This window comes from Thiothrix fructosivorans, assembly GCF_017349355.1.
Lineage (GTDB): Bacteria > Pseudomonadota > Gammaproteobacteria > Thiotrichales > Thiotrichaceae > Thiothrix > Thiothrix fructosivorans.
The window spans coordinates 361,951-375,596 of the sequence record NZ_JAFMPM010000006.1; the positions used below are offsets into that span (position 1 = coordinate 361,951).

At 51.1% G+C, this 13,646-nt stretch carries 14 protein-coding genes; 5 read left to right on the forward strand and 9 right to left on the reverse strand.

All coding sequences use genetic code 11. The features are described 5' to 3' along the window. Nucleotides 1–43: 43 nt before the first annotated feature. From J1836_RS04955 to J1836_RS04970, 4 genes are all read left to right on the forward strand, one after another. Entirely contained in the window at nt 44–1,264 is a 1,221-nt protein-coding gene (locus J1836_RS04955) for a murein hydrolase activator EnvC family protein (RefSeq protein ID WP_207249971.1), read from the forward strand. A gap of 148 nt (nt 1,265–1,412) precedes the next feature. Further along, nucleotides 1,413–2,855: a S41 family peptidase gene (locus J1836_RS04960; protein ID WP_207249972.1), complete on the forward strand. Its 1,443-nt coding sequence runs from the start codon at nt 1,413–1,415 to the stop codon at nt 2,853–2,855. Next, entirely contained in the window at nt 2,855–3,331 is a 477-nt protein-coding gene (moaC, locus tag J1836_RS04965) for a cyclic pyranopterin monophosphate synthase MoaC (protein ID WP_207249973.1), read from the forward strand. The genes J1836_RS04960 and moaC overlap by 1 nt, the downstream gene beginning before the upstream one ends. Before the next feature lie 153 nt (nt 3,332–3,484). Next, entirely contained in the window at nt 3,485–3,829 is a 345-nt protein-coding gene (locus tag J1836_RS04970; RefSeq protein ID WP_207249974.1) for a hypothetical protein, read from the forward strand. A 3-nt stretch (nt 3,830–3,832) separates the two neighbouring features. Here J1836_RS04970 and J1836_RS04975 read toward each other — a convergent pair whose 3' ends face one another. From J1836_RS04975 to J1836_RS05010, 8 genes are all read right to left on the reverse strand, one after another. Then, entirely contained in the window at nt 3,833–4,270 is a 438-nt protein-coding gene (locus J1836_RS04975) for a molybdenum cofactor biosynthesis protein MoaE (protein ID WP_207249975.1), read from the reverse strand. A 2-nt stretch (nt 4,271–4,272) separates the two neighbouring features. Further along, nucleotides 4,273–4,506 (reverse strand): molybdopterin converting factor subunit 1, encoded by a 234-nt coding sequence (gene moaD, locus J1836_RS04980; protein WP_207249976.1) that lies wholly within the window; start codon nt 4,504–4,506, stop codon nt 4,273–4,275. Nucleotides 4,507–4,575: 69 nt separating this feature from the next. Continuing rightward, nucleotides 4,576–6,354, reverse strand: a complete 1,779-nt coding sequence (locus J1836_RS04985) for a SulP family inorganic anion transporter (protein ID WP_207249977.1) — start codon at nt 6,352–6,354, stop codon at nt 4,576–4,578. Nucleotides 6,355–6,514: 160 nt separating this feature from the next. Further along, nucleotides 6,515–8,353: a glutamine--fructose-6-phosphate transaminase (isomerizing) gene (gene glmS / locus J1836_RS04990; protein ID WP_207249978.1), complete on the reverse strand. Its 1,839-nt coding sequence runs from the start codon at nt 8,351–8,353 to the stop codon at nt 6,515–6,517. Then, nucleotides 8,353–9,732 carry a bifunctional UDP-N-acetylglucosamine diphosphorylase/glucosamine-1-phosphate N-acetyltransferase GlmU gene (gene glmU, locus J1836_RS04995; protein ID WP_207249979.1) on the reverse strand — a complete coding sequence of 460 codons (1,380 nt, stop codon included), beginning with the start codon at nt 9,730–9,732 and terminating at the stop codon, nt 8,353–8,355. Before glmU ends, glmS begins: the two co-directional genes overlap by 1 nt. Nucleotides 9,733–9,791: 59 nt before the next feature. Continuing rightward, nucleotides 9,792–10,481: an acireductone synthase gene (gene mtnC / locus J1836_RS05000; protein ID WP_207249980.1), complete on the reverse strand. Its 690-nt coding sequence runs from the start codon at nt 10,479–10,481 to the stop codon at nt 9,792–9,794. 2 nt (nt 10,482–10,483) lie between these two features. Next, a complete protein-coding gene (locus J1836_RS05005) occupies nt 10,484–11,026 on the reverse strand; it encodes a 1,2-dihydroxy-3-keto-5-methylthiopentene dioxygenase (RefSeq protein WP_207249981.1) in 543 nt (180 codons plus the stop codon). A gap of 6 nt (nt 11,027–11,032) precedes the next feature. Further along, nucleotides 11,033–11,644 carry a methylthioribulose 1-phosphate dehydratase gene (locus J1836_RS05010; protein ID WP_207249982.1) on the reverse strand — a complete coding sequence of 204 codons (612 nt, stop codon included), beginning with the start codon at nt 11,642–11,644 and terminating at the stop codon, nt 11,033–11,035. Between the two features lie 169 nt (nt 11,645–11,813). Here J1836_RS05010 and J1836_RS05015 point away from each other — a divergent pair, with 169 nt between their 5' ends. Continuing rightward, on the forward strand, nt 11,814–12,266 hold the full coding sequence (locus tag J1836_RS05015) for a hypothetical protein (RefSeq protein WP_207249983.1): 453 nt from the start codon (nt 11,814–11,816) through the stop codon (nt 12,264–12,266). A gap of 114 nt (nt 12,267–12,380) precedes the next feature. Here the strand turns inward: J1836_RS05015 and J1836_RS05020 are convergent, their stop codons facing one another. Further along, nucleotides 12,381–13,637: a ribonucleotide-diphosphate reductase subunit beta gene (locus J1836_RS05020; protein ID WP_207249984.1), complete on the reverse strand. Its 1,257-nt coding sequence runs from the start codon at nt 13,635–13,637 to the stop codon at nt 12,381–12,383. Between the last annotated feature and the right edge of the window lie 9 nt (nt 13,638–13,646).

The window sequence follows — 13,646 nt, forward strand, 5'->3', positions numbered from 1 at the left end:
GTAGACTTCTGATTATCATAAATACCCAGAACCCTGACGCACGGTGAAATTTTATCTATCTCTATTGCTGTTAGTCCCACTACTGTGGAGCGCGTCCTATGCAGCGGATACGCAGAAGCAACAGCAACTCCAACGTGACATTCGTCAGCTATCCAATAGCCTTAGCACCCAAAAAGGCGAATCCAAGGAATTGCAGGAAGAAGTCACCCTGCTGGAAAAAAAACTCGGCGATATTTCTGACAAGCATTATCAAACCGAAAAAAAAGCCGAAGCCACTCTAAGCAAGCTGGAAGAATCTGCCCGCAAACAAACCCAGCTTGATGCTGAATTAGCTGCCCAAAAATCGGGGCTTGCCCAACAACTGCAAGCACTTTACACCGCTGGCGAACAATCCCATCTGCGTCTGCTGCTGCGTCAAGATGAACCCTCTGACATTAGCCGCACTATCCGCTATTTTGAATACCTGAATGAGAATCGCGTGGGACGCATCCAAGCGGTGCAAAAAACCCTGAAAGACATTGATGCCACCCGCCTTGCCATCGAGAACGACAATACCGAACTACGAGCGCTCAACAAAACGCTTGAGCAACAAAAAGTGGAAATGGAAAGCACCCTCAAAGCACGCTCCACCGCCCTTGGCACACTCAAAGGCGATATTCGTGTCAAAGAAAAACAACTTGGCAAACTAAAAGCCGAAGAAGCCAACCTACAAACAGTTGTTGATCGTTTAGCGCGTAAAGCAGAAGAAAAAGCCACCACCGAGAAAGTCCCTAAAGCCACCGAAACGCTCGAAAAGCCCGTTAATACCAGTAAAAAAGCTGCTTCCGAAACAGAGCGTAGCGAACCTGTCAAAACCCGCTTTACCCCCAACCAAGCGTTATCCACCTTGCGCGGACAATTGTCTTGGCCGGTACAAGGTAAAATCATCCACAGCTACGGTTCATCCCGTAACGAAAAACAACGCTGGCGCGGTGTCGTATTAGCCGCCGCCGGTGGCACAAAAGTCCGCGCCATTGCCAGAGGGCGGGTCGCCTTTTCCGGCTGGATGGATGGCTATGGACACTTAATTATTATCGAACATGACAATAATTACATGAGCTTGTACGGCTATAACCGTGCCGTTTACAAAAAAGAAGGGGCAATCGTCAACGCTAACGAAACCATTGCCGCCGTAGGGAACTCTAGCGGTCAAAGCCAAGATGCACTCTACTTCGAGATACGGCAGGGTACATCCCCGCAAAACCCAGCACGTTGGTGTCGCTAAACCACTCTTAGCAATTGCACCCTTTTTACAACAACTAAAGTGCATTTTCGCTACACAATGGTAAACTGACCCCATTTTTTAATGCCAACACAAAAAGAACCCTGCTGATATGCCTGTTAGCAGCCAAAAGATTTGGAGAAAGTTGATTATGCATACACGTTACCGCGTTTTGGCTGGCACTATGGCTGGCGTTCTGATTGGTGCAACCACCAGCATTAGCCTCAATGTGTTCGCTTTCCGGCAAACGGTTGAAAATTCTCCACCACTGGATGAGCTGCAACAATTTTCCGAAGTCTATTCACGTATCAAAGAAAATTACGTAGAGGACGTGAAAGACAAAGACCTGATGACCAATGCCATCCGTGGAATGCTCAGCAACCTTGACCCACACTCTTCCTATTTAGATGAAGAAGAATTCAAAGAACTGCAAGTCGGTACAAGTGGCGAATTCGGCGGTTTAGGCATCGAAGTCGGCATGGAAGACGGCTTTGTCAAAGTTATCTCCCCGATTGATGACACGCCTGCGCAAAAAGCGGGTTTGCAGGCGGGTGATTTGATCATCCGCCTCGATGACACCCCCGTGAAAGGCATGACCCTCAACGATGCGGTCAAACTGATGCGCGGCAAACCCGGCAGCCCCATCAACCTGATGATTGTCCGCGATGGCAAAGATAAGCCATTCAAAGTCACCATTAAACGCGACATTATCCAAGTCAAAAGCGTCAAGCAACGCGTTCTCGAACCCGGCTATGGCTACGTGCGCATCACCAGCTTCCAAGCCAAAACCACTGATGCCTTGTTAGAAGGTCTTGAAACCCTGAAAAAAGAAAACAAGGGTAAATTGCGCGGCTTAGTACTCGATTTGCGCAATAACCCCGGCGGCGTATTGAATGCAGCTGTGGGCGTTTCTGACGCATTCCTGGATGCAGGCAAAATTGTCTACACCGAAGGGCGCGTTGCTGATGCCAAAATGGAATACAGTGCACAAAAAGGCGATGCCGTTGAAAATGCTCCCATCGTAGTCTTGGTCAACCAAGGTTCGGCCTCCGCCTCAGAAATCGTTGCTGGCGCACTAAAAGACCACAAACGCGCCTTGATCGTTGGGCAAAAAACCTTCGGCAAAGGCTCAGTGCAAACCGTGCTGCAATTGGATGAAAAAACCGCCGTTAAATTAACTACGGCACGTTACTTCACCCCATCCGGTCGCTCTATCCAAGCCGAAGGCATTGCGCCGGATATTGAACTGAAAGCCCTCAAAGTCAAAGGCGAAGAAAACACCGATGAAGCGTTAGACCCGCTGTCTGAAGCCGATTTGAGCAAACACCTCAGCAACCCTAACGGTGACAAAGACGCGGTAGAAACCGCCAAACCTGAAGACAAAACAGAAGAAGCCGCACCAGCGCCAACCCCCACGACAACGGAAGAAAAAACCGATAAAAACGCGGATGCTGACAAAACCAAAGCCCCGTTGGCGGAAGAAGACTACCAACTGTTTGAGGCACTCAATATCCTCAAAGGCATGGACTTGGTGCAAAATCGTGCCGCTCCGGCAGCACCTGCGACAGAAGCCAGCAGTGGTAAGACCTTGTAATGTCTGAGCTAACCCATTTCAATGACCAAGGCCAAGCACACATGGTCGATGTTGGTGAGAAACAAGCCACGCACCGCATCGCCATTGCCGAAGGGCGTATTGACATGCAACCCACCACCCTGAAAAAAATCTTACAAGGTGACAACAAAAAAGGCGATGTGCTCGGCATCGCCCGCATTGCGGGTATTATGGCAGCCAAAAAAACGGCTGACCTAATCCCGCTATGCCACCCGCTTGCGCTGACCCGCGTCGACGTTGAACTCACCCCTCAACCCGCTACCGCTTCCGTCTATTGCCGTGTCACGGTCGAAACACGCGGGCAAACGGGTGTGGAAATGGAAGCGCTCACCGCCGTACAAATTACCTTGCTCACCATTTACGACATGTGCAAAGCCGTTGATAAAGGCATGACGATGGAAAGTATCCGCTTATTACAGAAGTCCGGTGGCAAATCAGGTCAATGGCAACGCGCCTAAATTTAAAACAACTCACCTAGTTCAGCCTCTTACTTTGGTGCACGCAAACTCTTGTGTAATTGCTTAAAAATTGCATTACACTATACGGAGTGGTCGGTTTTTGGCTCAAATCGACTGTTTAAAGCAATAACTAATTTCCAAAGGAAGGGCAACATGGCATTACGTTCCCATCATTCTTCTACAAGTACCAGCAAAATCATTAGCTTGGCTATTGGAACACTGATTTTACTGATGGCGGGTACTGCCGCCGCTAATCGTATTACGTTGGTGGCGACGGTCAACAATCAATCGGTATTGCTGCCCGCTCATTGGGTAATTTTTAAACTAGAAGACAAAGAGCAACGTGACCCAGTAGCGGTACTTCCACGTCACAGTGGCACCGTGCAACTTTCTGCGGGTCAATACCTAGCAAAAGTTACCCGCGAAAACACCACCAGGCACACCGAATTTCGCGTGGAGTCTAATACGGATAAAACAGTTCGCGTTGCCTTAGATTAAGATTCAGCCCGGCGTATTGTTGTCTACCCAACGTACTGCACCATCAGCAAGGGTTTCACGTTTCCAAAACGGTGCAGAATGTTTGAGTGTTTCCATCAACTGACGGCAAGCCTCGAAGGCAGCCGCACGGTGTGCTGACCATACGGCGACCAACACAATCGGTTGTGCAGGCGTAATGTGTCCAATACGGTGTACGATTAAGACATCATCTAACGACCATTGTTGGAGCACGTTTGTCGCCAAGCGTTCCAAGTGACGTTCCGTCATACCGGGGTAGTGCTCCAGATACATGTCACGTACCGTGTCACCTTCGTTGAAATCACGCATCGTCCCGACGAATACCGCCGTTGCACCGGAACAAGCCGACACGCCGTGGTGCGCCTGACGTTCTGCCAAGTATTGCCACGGATCAAACGGATTTTCCCGTACTTCAATCAGCATACTCAACCTCCGGTCACGGGTGGGAAGAAGGCGACCTCATCTCCTGATTGCACCAAGGTATCCGCACCCGCATACGTTTGATTAACCGCCATCAAGACATTTGCAGGTAAGCTATCTTCCCCGCTGCTACGCTGCCAAACGGCTTGCACACTGAGCGGTTCAGTCAGTGCCAGTGTTACCTGCCCGACCCCAAAACGTTCACGCAAACTGGCAAAAAACAAGACTTTAACCGACATAAAACGCCACTCCCACCTAAAGCTAGCACACAAAAGAAAGGTCACTTGCGTGACCTTTCCAAGGATACCTTACTTCGTTTCAGCAGGGATATAGTGCTGGAATGGCTCTATATCAATCGCATCCCCGAACTGCTCTTTCGCGTAATTGATCGCGTATTTACGCTCGCGGAAGAAACGTTCCTCTCCGATGTGTTTCGCCAACCCCGAACGCTGAAAGGCTTCATAGACACGCAACTTAGCCCGTGCAATGTAGAATTCAATGCCCGCAAACTTGAGACGATCCGCCAATTTTTCCAGCATTTCTTCCCCGGTTGAATCCACTTGGTCGATGGATTCCATATCCAAAATCAGCACTTTCAGCGCAGGCTTTTGCGCGACATTGTTCAGCAATTTACCTTCCAAATAACCGGTATTGGCAAAATACAAATCGCCATCGAAACGGTAGACCGCTATCGTATCGCTGGTTTTCAAGCTATGCGCGGCTGCATCACGCATCGTGCCATCCGCATCACGCGCCACTTCCACCAACGCAGGGCTCATGGTGCGATACAAGAACAAGCCCAATGACAACACCACGCCCAACAAAATACCCTTATCCAAATGTGGCGCAAATGCCAAAGTCGCCAAGAATGTGGCTACAGCCACCACACCATCATGCGGCTCAACCTTCCACGCGTGCTTAATCGGCGAAATCTTAATCAAGTTCACCACCGCCATAATAATCACCGCTGCCAAGGTCGCTTGCGGCAAGTGATACAGCAACGCAGTCAAATACAGCAACGTCACGCCCACCAATAAACCCGTAATGAGCGAGGAGAAGCCAGTGATTGCGCCCGAAGCAAAGTTCACCGCTGAACGCGAAAACGAACCGGATACCGCATAGCCACCGAATACACCGGAGGTAATATTCGCCAAACCTTGCCCCACCAATTCCTGATTCGCTGACAACCGCTGGCGGGTTTGCGAAGCCATCGCCTTAGCAATGGAAATAGCCTCCACGAAACCGATCAACCCAATCATCACCGCTGTCATGGCTAACGACACAAAATTCTGGAAACTCATCTCCACAACAGGCAACGAGAATGACGGCAAGCCTTTCTTAATATCCCCGATAATGCTGCCGCCCATGTGTCCGTAGTCCACTGCCCACGACAAAACCGTGGTGATCAACACGGTAATCAGCACCCCTGGCAAACGCGGCGCATACTTCTTCAAAACAATTAAGGTAGCCAATGCAAATGCACCCAGTGCTAACGTTGTCGGCTTGGTATCACCCAACGAGGTAATGGTTGCCCACCAAAATTGATACGAATGCTCAAACTGATCCGGTTTAACATTTAAACCAAACAGTTTGGGCACTTGTGATGTCGCAATAATCAACGCACCCGCATTGGTGAAACCCACCACGACCGGATGCGATAAAAAGTCCACCAACACGCCCATCCGCAATAAGCCCAGCGATAACTGGAATATCCCGATCATCAACGCCAACATCGCCGAATAAATGACAATGGTTTCAATGGGTAAGCCTTGTGCGGCAAACGGCTGCATCGCAGCAGCAGACATAATAGAAACAATCGCCACCGGCCCCGTTCCCAACTGCCGTGAAGAACCGAAAATCGCCGCCACCATGACGGGTAAGAAAGACGCATACAAGCCCACCTGAGCAGGCAAGCCCGCCAATTGTGCATATGCCATGGACTGTGGAATCAACACCAGTGCTACGGTCAAACCCGCCATTGCATCCGCTTTTAATACCTCAGGACTTTTTAACTCGCCGATCCAGTCTTTGTATGGCGTGAAACGGTCTTTCCAATCGCGTAATAGCGACACTAGCCAGCTACCCATTGTGGTGCTTACCTCCACCTAAATTCGTACACATTACCTAAAAAGAAACCAGCGACAGGAGCGCTGGTTCATTAGAATATAAGAGTGTACTAAAATTACCACAAAACTGACAGTGAAGGGATTCAATACTGAACCCCGTTTACTATAGGATTCTTCAATACTATTCGACGGTCACGGATTTCGCCAAATTGCGCGGCTTGTCCACATCCGTGCCTTTCAACACCGCAACGTGGTAGGACAACAATTGCAACGGAATCGTGTACACAATCGGCGCAAGCATTTCAGGGACGTGTGGCATTTCCAGCACATGCAAATTATCCGCAGCGACGATATGCGCATCGCGGTCGGCAAATACATACAACTCACCACCGCGTGAACGCACTTCCTCCAAATTGGACTTTAGTTTCTCCAACAAGGCAGTATTGGGTGCTACCGTGACAATCGGCATCTCGCTGTCGACCAACGCGAGTGGCCCATGCTTGAGTTCACCGGCGGGATAGGCTTCAGCATGGATGTAGGAAATTTCCTTGAGCTTGAGCGCCCCTTCCATTGCAATCGGGTAGAGTTCGCCACGCCCTAAGAACAGCGCATGGTGTTTCTCGATAAAATGCTCTGCCAGTGTTTCGATTTTCGGGTTCAAGTCTAACACTTGCTCGATCAGCGCAGGCAATTTGCGTAAATCCGCCACCATCTGTGCCACTTTCGCTTTGTCCGCACCTTTGGCTTGCATCAGCAATACCATTAGCAACTGCAACGCCACCAACTGCGTCGTAAACGCTTTGGTCGAAGCCACGCCGATTTCCGGCCCTGCCATCGTCATCAGTGACATATCGGATTCGCGGGTTAAGGAGCTTTCCGCCACGTTGCAAATGGTCAGGGTTGCCAATGCACCGTGGTTTTCCTTGATCTTTTCCAGCGCCGCCAACGTATCAGCGGTTTCACCCGACTGCGAAATCGTCACGAATAGCATGTTCTTGCGCGGCGGTTGACGACGGTAACGGTATTCGCTGGCAACTTCCACGTTGCATGGAATATCCGTATTCGCCTCAATCCAATAACGCCCCACCAAGCCTGCGTGGAAACTCGTGCCGCACGCAATGATTTGAATTTCATCCACTTGCGCCAAACGTTCCAACGCATCCGGCACACCCAGCAATGCAGGCAACACATGATCACCCGCCAACCGGTTTTCCAATGTACCCGTCACCGATTGCGGCTGCTCAAAGATTTCCTTGAGCATGAAATGACGGTAGTCGCCCAATTCCGCCGAACACATCGACGCATTCGACTCACGCACCGGACGTACCACGCGCTCGCCATTCAGATCAAAAATGTCGATCTTCTTGCGGGTAATCCGCGCCACATCACCATTTTCCAAATAAATAAAGCGGCTGGTCACAGGCAGCAAGGCTTGAATGTCTGAACCAATGAAGTTTTCACCGATCCCCAAGCCCAGCACCAGCGGGCTGCCTTGACGTGCCACGATCAGCGTATCCGGCTCATCCGGTGAAATCACCGCCAGCGCATACGCACCGTGCAATTCGCAACGCGCCGCCATCACCGCATCCAACATGCTCACACCCTGACGACGGAAGATGTCGATCAAATGCGCAATGACCTCGGTATCGGTATCCGAATCAAAGCGGTAGCCGTCATCCTGCAAACGTTGACGCAGTGCTACGTGGTTTTCGATAATGCCGTTATGCACCAAACCGACCCATTCGCCACTGAAATGCGGGTGTGCATTGCGTTCGGCAGGCACGCCATGCGTTGCCCAGCGAGTGTGTGCAATGCCCAAGTTGCCATCAATCGGTTCGCCTTCGAGACGCTCCATCAGCGCGGCAACTTTGCCCACTGCACGGCTACGCACCAAATCACCCTCGGCACGGACTACCGCCACACCGGCAGAGTCATAACCGCGATATTCCAGACGGCGTAAGCCTTCCAATAAAATTTCCACCACCGGACGTTGCGCGACTGCGCCGACAATACCACACATTATTTTTTCTCCTTCACTGGACGCTGCCAGCCTTTCAAGGTCATTTGTTTGGCGCGGGACAAGGTGAGTTCACCTGCCGGAGCATCTTTGGTAATGGTTGAACCTGCGCCAATCGTTGCGCCGTCGCCAACGCTCACAGGGGCAACCAATTGCGTGCAAGAACCGACGAACACGCCATCACCGATGACGGTTTTGTGTTTGTTTGCACCGTCGTAGTTACAGGTAATCGTGCCTGCGCCAATATTTACATTGTCGCCCATCTCGGTATCGCCGATGTAGCTCAAGTGATTGACCTTGCTACCTTTACCAATGTGCGCTTTTTTGGTTTCAACGAAATTGCCAATCTTGGCTTTATCTTCCAGCACTGTACCGGGACGCAATCGCGCAAACGGGCCAATGTCACAACTTGCCCCAATCACTGCTGCTTCGAGCACGCAATGCGCTTTAATGTGCGTATTGTCGCCAATCGTCGTGTCTTGAATCACGCAACCCGCTTCCACCGTGACGTTATTGCCGAACTGAACCGTGCCGATTAGCACCACATTCACGTCCAAAAATACATCTTGCCCAGTTTCGACTGTGCCGCGAATATCCAAACGGGCGGGGTCTGCGACGGTCACGCCTGCCAACATCAGCTTTTCGACCTGACGTTGCTGGCAAGCACGTTCCAAACGCGCCAATTGCACACGGTTATTCGCACCTTCCACTTCGACCGGATCAGTACACAGCACGGTATTCACACTGCCGCCTTCGGCGACTGCCAAGCCGACACAATCGGTCAGGTAGTATTCGCCTTGCGCATTTTGTGGGGTTAATTGCTGCAACCAACGCTTTAAATCGCTGCCACGCGCCGCAATAAAACCCGTATTCACTTCGCAAATCTGGCGCTGTGCATCACTCGCATCTTTTTCCTCAACAATCGCCTGCACTTGCCCTGCTGCATTACGCACCATGCGCCCGTAACCTTTCGGATCAGCCAGCTCAGTGGTCAGCACGCACAAAGCATGATCCTGCAAACCCTGTGCCAGCGCCTGCAAGGTCGTGGAACGAATCAACGGCACATCCCCGTAAGCAATCAATACCACGTCATCATTGTCAACGAGGTGAATGGCTTGGCTCACCGCATGACCCGTGCCTTTTTGTTGAGATTGCAATGCCCAGTTCAGGTTTTCACCCTGAATATGTTCACGCACCAATTCGCCGCCATGCCCGTACACAATCGCCATGTGGCACGCCACTTCACGGTATTGCAGCACAGAGCACGCTTCGACCACATGCTGCAACATGGGTTTGCCCGCAATCGGGTGGAGAACTTTTGGCAAAGCAGAGCGCATCCGAGTGCCTTGACCCGCTGCGAGGATAATCGGAAAAATATTCATTGGGGAATGCCCGTCGGTAAATTTATTGTCATAAATAATAGTCAAGTTGCTAGAACTACCTATGTGATAGCCATCACATCTAGCTCATCAAAGTTTTTTACCCAACGGTGTTGCAAGGTATCCGTTGGTTGATCTTCACGCACCAAGCAACACGTCTGTAACCCTGCTTGCGCCGCCGCATCCAACTCTTCCGCAATATCCGACAAAAACAGAATTTCGCTGGCTGGCAAACCAAGCGCCGCCACAATGGTATGATACGATTTAGCTTCACGCTTGTGACCCACCGCCGTATCGAAATAGCCTCTAAACAGCGGGGTTAAATCACCCGCATCAGAATAACCGAACAAGAGCTTTTGCGCATACACCGAACCCGACGAATAGACATACAATTTCAGACCAAGCTCATGCCAGTGCAATAAATGACGCACCGCATCCTCGTAAACATGCCCGGTGAAATCGCCATTGCGGTAGCCCTCTTCCCACATCAAGCCCTGAAGCGCCTTCAGCGGGGTAATCTTTTTGTCTTCCGCAATCCACTGGCGCAATTGCGCAATCGCTTCCGCCAACGACAACACCGCATTGCCGGTTTCTAGCCGCACGTCATCAATCAATGCCGCCACCACCGGATCTTGGCGATGCGCCACCACGAATGCCTGCATTTGCTGATCAGCATAAGGAAACAGCACGTCTTTCACGAACGATAAACTGGTGGTCGTCCCTTCGATGTCGGTGAGTATCGCTTTGATCATGCTCAATTCTCCAAACGCGGGAAACGCTCGGCAATGTCATTGCCCGTAAAATTTGCTACCCAGCCGTCGGTATTGGTGAACAAACGGATTGCCTTGAAACGCGGATTCGCCCCCATATCAAACCAATGCGTTGCCCCCGCTGGCACGCTGATCAAATCGCCCTTTTCGCACAACACGGTATATACCTTGTCGCCGAGATGCAGGAAAAACAAACCTTGCCCATCCACAAAAAAGCGTACTTCATATTCGGTATGGGTGTGTTCATTCAGAAATTTCTGGCGGAACAGCGCCTTATCGGGGTGGTCGGGAGTTAAACTGATCACATCCACGCTCTGAAAACCATTTTCAGCCATTAAACGGTCAATATCCACACGGTATGCCGCAATCACTTCCTCTTGCGTTGCCGTATCCTCCAAGGGCGCATTGGCTTCCCAGCGTTCAAAGCGCACGCCCTGCTCCTGCAATAACGCACTGATGGTGGCGTAATCGGTGTACGTTTGCGCCTGTTGCGGATTAGTGTCCGCGTAAATCTTCAATTCACTCATGGTTTCTTACCTATCTAACAGCATTTGCCGATAAACACATTCAAACAAAAATTCTAACGCTTCGATGTGACGCTGCGTATCCGCCACCGTCACACCCCACGTATACAGGCCATGCCCACGAATTAAATAGCCGACAGTGTGCGGGTTTGCGTCCAAATAAGCGTCCACGACTGCCGCCAACGCGGGAATATCTTGGCTATTCGGAAAAACGGGGATGACGACACGGCCTTCATGCGTTTCTACACCGGGGAAGGCTTTTTGCACTTCGTAGCCATCAAACACCACCTGATCCAGCCGCATCGACAATACCGTCGCATTGACTGAATGCGTGTGCAGCACACTGCCGATAGCCGGATCACGCCGATACATTACCGTGTGCAAACCCGTTTCCGCCGACGGTCGTTTACCCGCGTCCAACGACACACCCTGCAAATCGGCGCGTAAAAAGCCGCCCTCATCCAAGCGCCCTTTGTGTTGCCCCGAACTGGTAATCAGGATTTCTGCGTCAGCCAAACGCGCCGAAAAGTTGCTGCTCGTCGCCGGTACCCAGCCGCGTGAATGGAAGAATTGCCCCGCCGCAATCAACTCGGCACGCAGGCGCGATAAGGTGTCAGACATAGGATCACTCATGGCACAAAGCATAGCATTTTCGCAGCATTCCAGCCGTTTGTCAGACGATTTGCAAAAAGTTCCAAAAAACGCCAAAAACCCCTTTACATTAGCAAAGTCTAATATTAGAATTATCTCATACTGAAACTTACACAACAATTTGCTAGGAAATATACACATGAAATTACAAGCTATCGCATTCGCTGCCCTGATCGCTATCTCTGGCGCTGCTTCTGCTGAATTCTTCGACGGTATGGACAACGGTGCAGCGGCTGGTAACGGCGCAGGCAACGGTACTGCTTCTACTGCTGCTAACGGCACTGGCTACAGCAACGGCGCTGGCGATGCCAACGGCTGGGGTCGTGGTAAAGGCGATGCAGACGGCGAAGTTGAATTTGCTGTTACCTTCAAAGGCAAAGGCAAAACCAACATGGATACCGACATGGCTGCTAACGGCAAAGGCAACGGCGACTGGTACGGCGCTGGCAATGGCTACGGCTACGGTGAAGGCAAAAGCGATGCGGCTGCTAACGGTCAAACCGCTAAAGCAGGTTCTGCACCAATGCCAATGATGATGCCTACTGCTCCACAAGCACCAGCAGTAGCAGCGCCTACTGCACCTGCAAAGTAATTTGGTCCCTAGCGAGGGTGTCATTCTTCGGAGTGGCACTCTCGCTTTCGTTACTGCACCAAACAGCTCAGTTGCGTTCAACTGGGCTGTTTGCGTTTCAGGCAAAGCGTAGGTTTAATCCCACTTCAATGCCCCACCCGTTTGGTATTCGGTCACGCGGGTTTCAAAGAAATTCTTTTCCTTGCGCATATTGGATTGTTCGTCCAGCCACGGCAGTGCGTTTTGCGCACCGGGGAACGGTTCATCCATGCCCAACTGCCGCGCTCGGCGATTGGCAATGAAACGGAACTGTTCGCAGTGGTCTTGCTGGCTATAGCCCAGAATCGGCTTGGGCAGGATGTATTGGGAATAGCCGATTTCCGCCGCTTCCGCCTCATCCCACATATCCCGCACCGCGCGTGGGTCGAGTTTAACGTTTTCTTCCTGCATGATCTGGCGCACCACGCGGATCCCGAAGGAAGCGTGCAAGACTTCATCCCGCATAATGTATTGGAATTGCTCTCCCGTACCTTTCATCATGCCGCGCCGTTGCAGCGCAAAAATTGGTGAGAAACCGTTGTAGAACCAGCAACCTTCAAAAATCCCTGCAAAGAACGTGTATGACATCACGAAGTTGTGCAAATCGTCGCGGTTCTTCAGGTCGATGTCGTGGCGCAACGCATCGTTCAAGCGGCGATTCGCCAGTTGGATTTTGGCATTGATTTCTGGCACAACGCGGTAACGGTTGTAGATTTCCACCTGATCCAAGCCGATGGTTTCGATGCAATGCTGATAAGTCCAAGTATGCAGTGCTTCTTCATACACTTGGCGGGCTTGGTAGATTTGCAATTCTGGCGCGGTCATTTTTTCCATCACCGCCAGCCCGATATTGCGCATCGCCAGAATGTCGGAAGTGGTCAGGTAGGCAAGGACGTTTTCGTAAACGTGGCGTTCGGCGGGGCTGAGGTTGTGATGGTAATCATGCACATCCTGCGCCATATTGATGTCGAGCGGTGTCCAGTGATTTTTGTTGGCGTTGAGGAAAAATTCCCATGCCCACGGGTATTTGAACGGTGCAAGCTGGTTGATGTCGCCACTGCCGTTGACCACGCGCTTGTCATCGCTGCTGATCGGCTGTTGAGGCTTGAAAGGTTCTGGTGCAATTTGAGCGGCTTCCACATTCATGTTAGAAGCCGCCTCTGTTACCGCCGTTGCAAGCGTCGCCGACTCCGTTGGCGATTTAACTGCAACTTGGGTTTTTGCACTGAGCTCACTTTCATCTACCTCCACAGTAGGTTCTTCAACAAACACTTCGTCAAGACTAAAAGTCGGTTGGTAGCCGTTCGTGCGTGGCACGGGTGCGGCAAGTGGGTTATCCCAATTGAGGGTCATGATTTTACT

Coding starts and splice junctions, on each gene's coding strand:
- J1836_RS04960 (WP_207249972.1), top strand. CDS start 1,413: ATGCATACACGTTACCGCGTTTTGGCTGGCACTATGGCTGGCGTTCTG.
- moaC (WP_207249973.1), top strand. CDS start 2,855: ATGTCTGAGCTAACCCATTTCAATGACCAAGGCCAAGCACACATGGTC.
- J1836_RS04970 (WP_207249974.1), top strand. CDS start 3,485: ATGGCATTACGTTCCCATCATTCTTCTACAAGTACCAGCAAAATCATT.
- J1836_RS04975 (WP_207249975.1), bottom strand. CDS start 4,270: ATGCTGATTGAAGTACGGGAAAATCCGTTTGATCCGTGGCAATACTTG.
- moaD (WP_207249976.1), bottom strand. CDS start 4,506: ATGTCGGTTAAAGTCTTGTTTTTTGCCAGTTTGCGTGAACGTTTTGGG.
- J1836_RS04985 (WP_207249977.1), bottom strand. CDS start 6,354: ATGGGTAGCTGGCTAGTGTCGCTATTACGCGATTGGAAAGACCGTTTC.
- glmS (WP_207249978.1), bottom strand. CDS start 8,353: ATGTGTGGTATTGTCGGCGCAGTCGCGCAACGTCCGGTGGTGGAAATT.
- glmU (WP_207249979.1), bottom strand. CDS start 9,732: ATGAATATTTTTCCGATTATCCTCGCAGCGGGTCAAGGCACTCGGATG.
- mtnC (WP_207249980.1), bottom strand. CDS start 10,481: ATGATCAAAGCGATACTCACCGACATCGAAGGGACGACCACCAGTTTA.
- J1836_RS05005 (WP_207249981.1), bottom strand. CDS start 11,026: ATGAGTGAATTGAAGATTTACGCGGACACTAATCCGCAACAGGCGCAA.
- J1836_RS05010 (WP_207249982.1), bottom strand. CDS start 11,644: ATGTCTGACACCTTATCGCGCCTGCGTGCCGAGTTGATTGCGGCGGGG.
- J1836_RS05015 (WP_207249983.1), top strand. CDS start 11,814: ATGAAATTACAAGCTATCGCATTCGCTGCCCTGATCGCTATCTCTGGC.
- J1836_RS05020 (WP_207249984.1), bottom strand. CDS start 13,637: ATGACCCTCAATTGGGATAACCCACTTGCCGCACCCGTGCCACGCACG.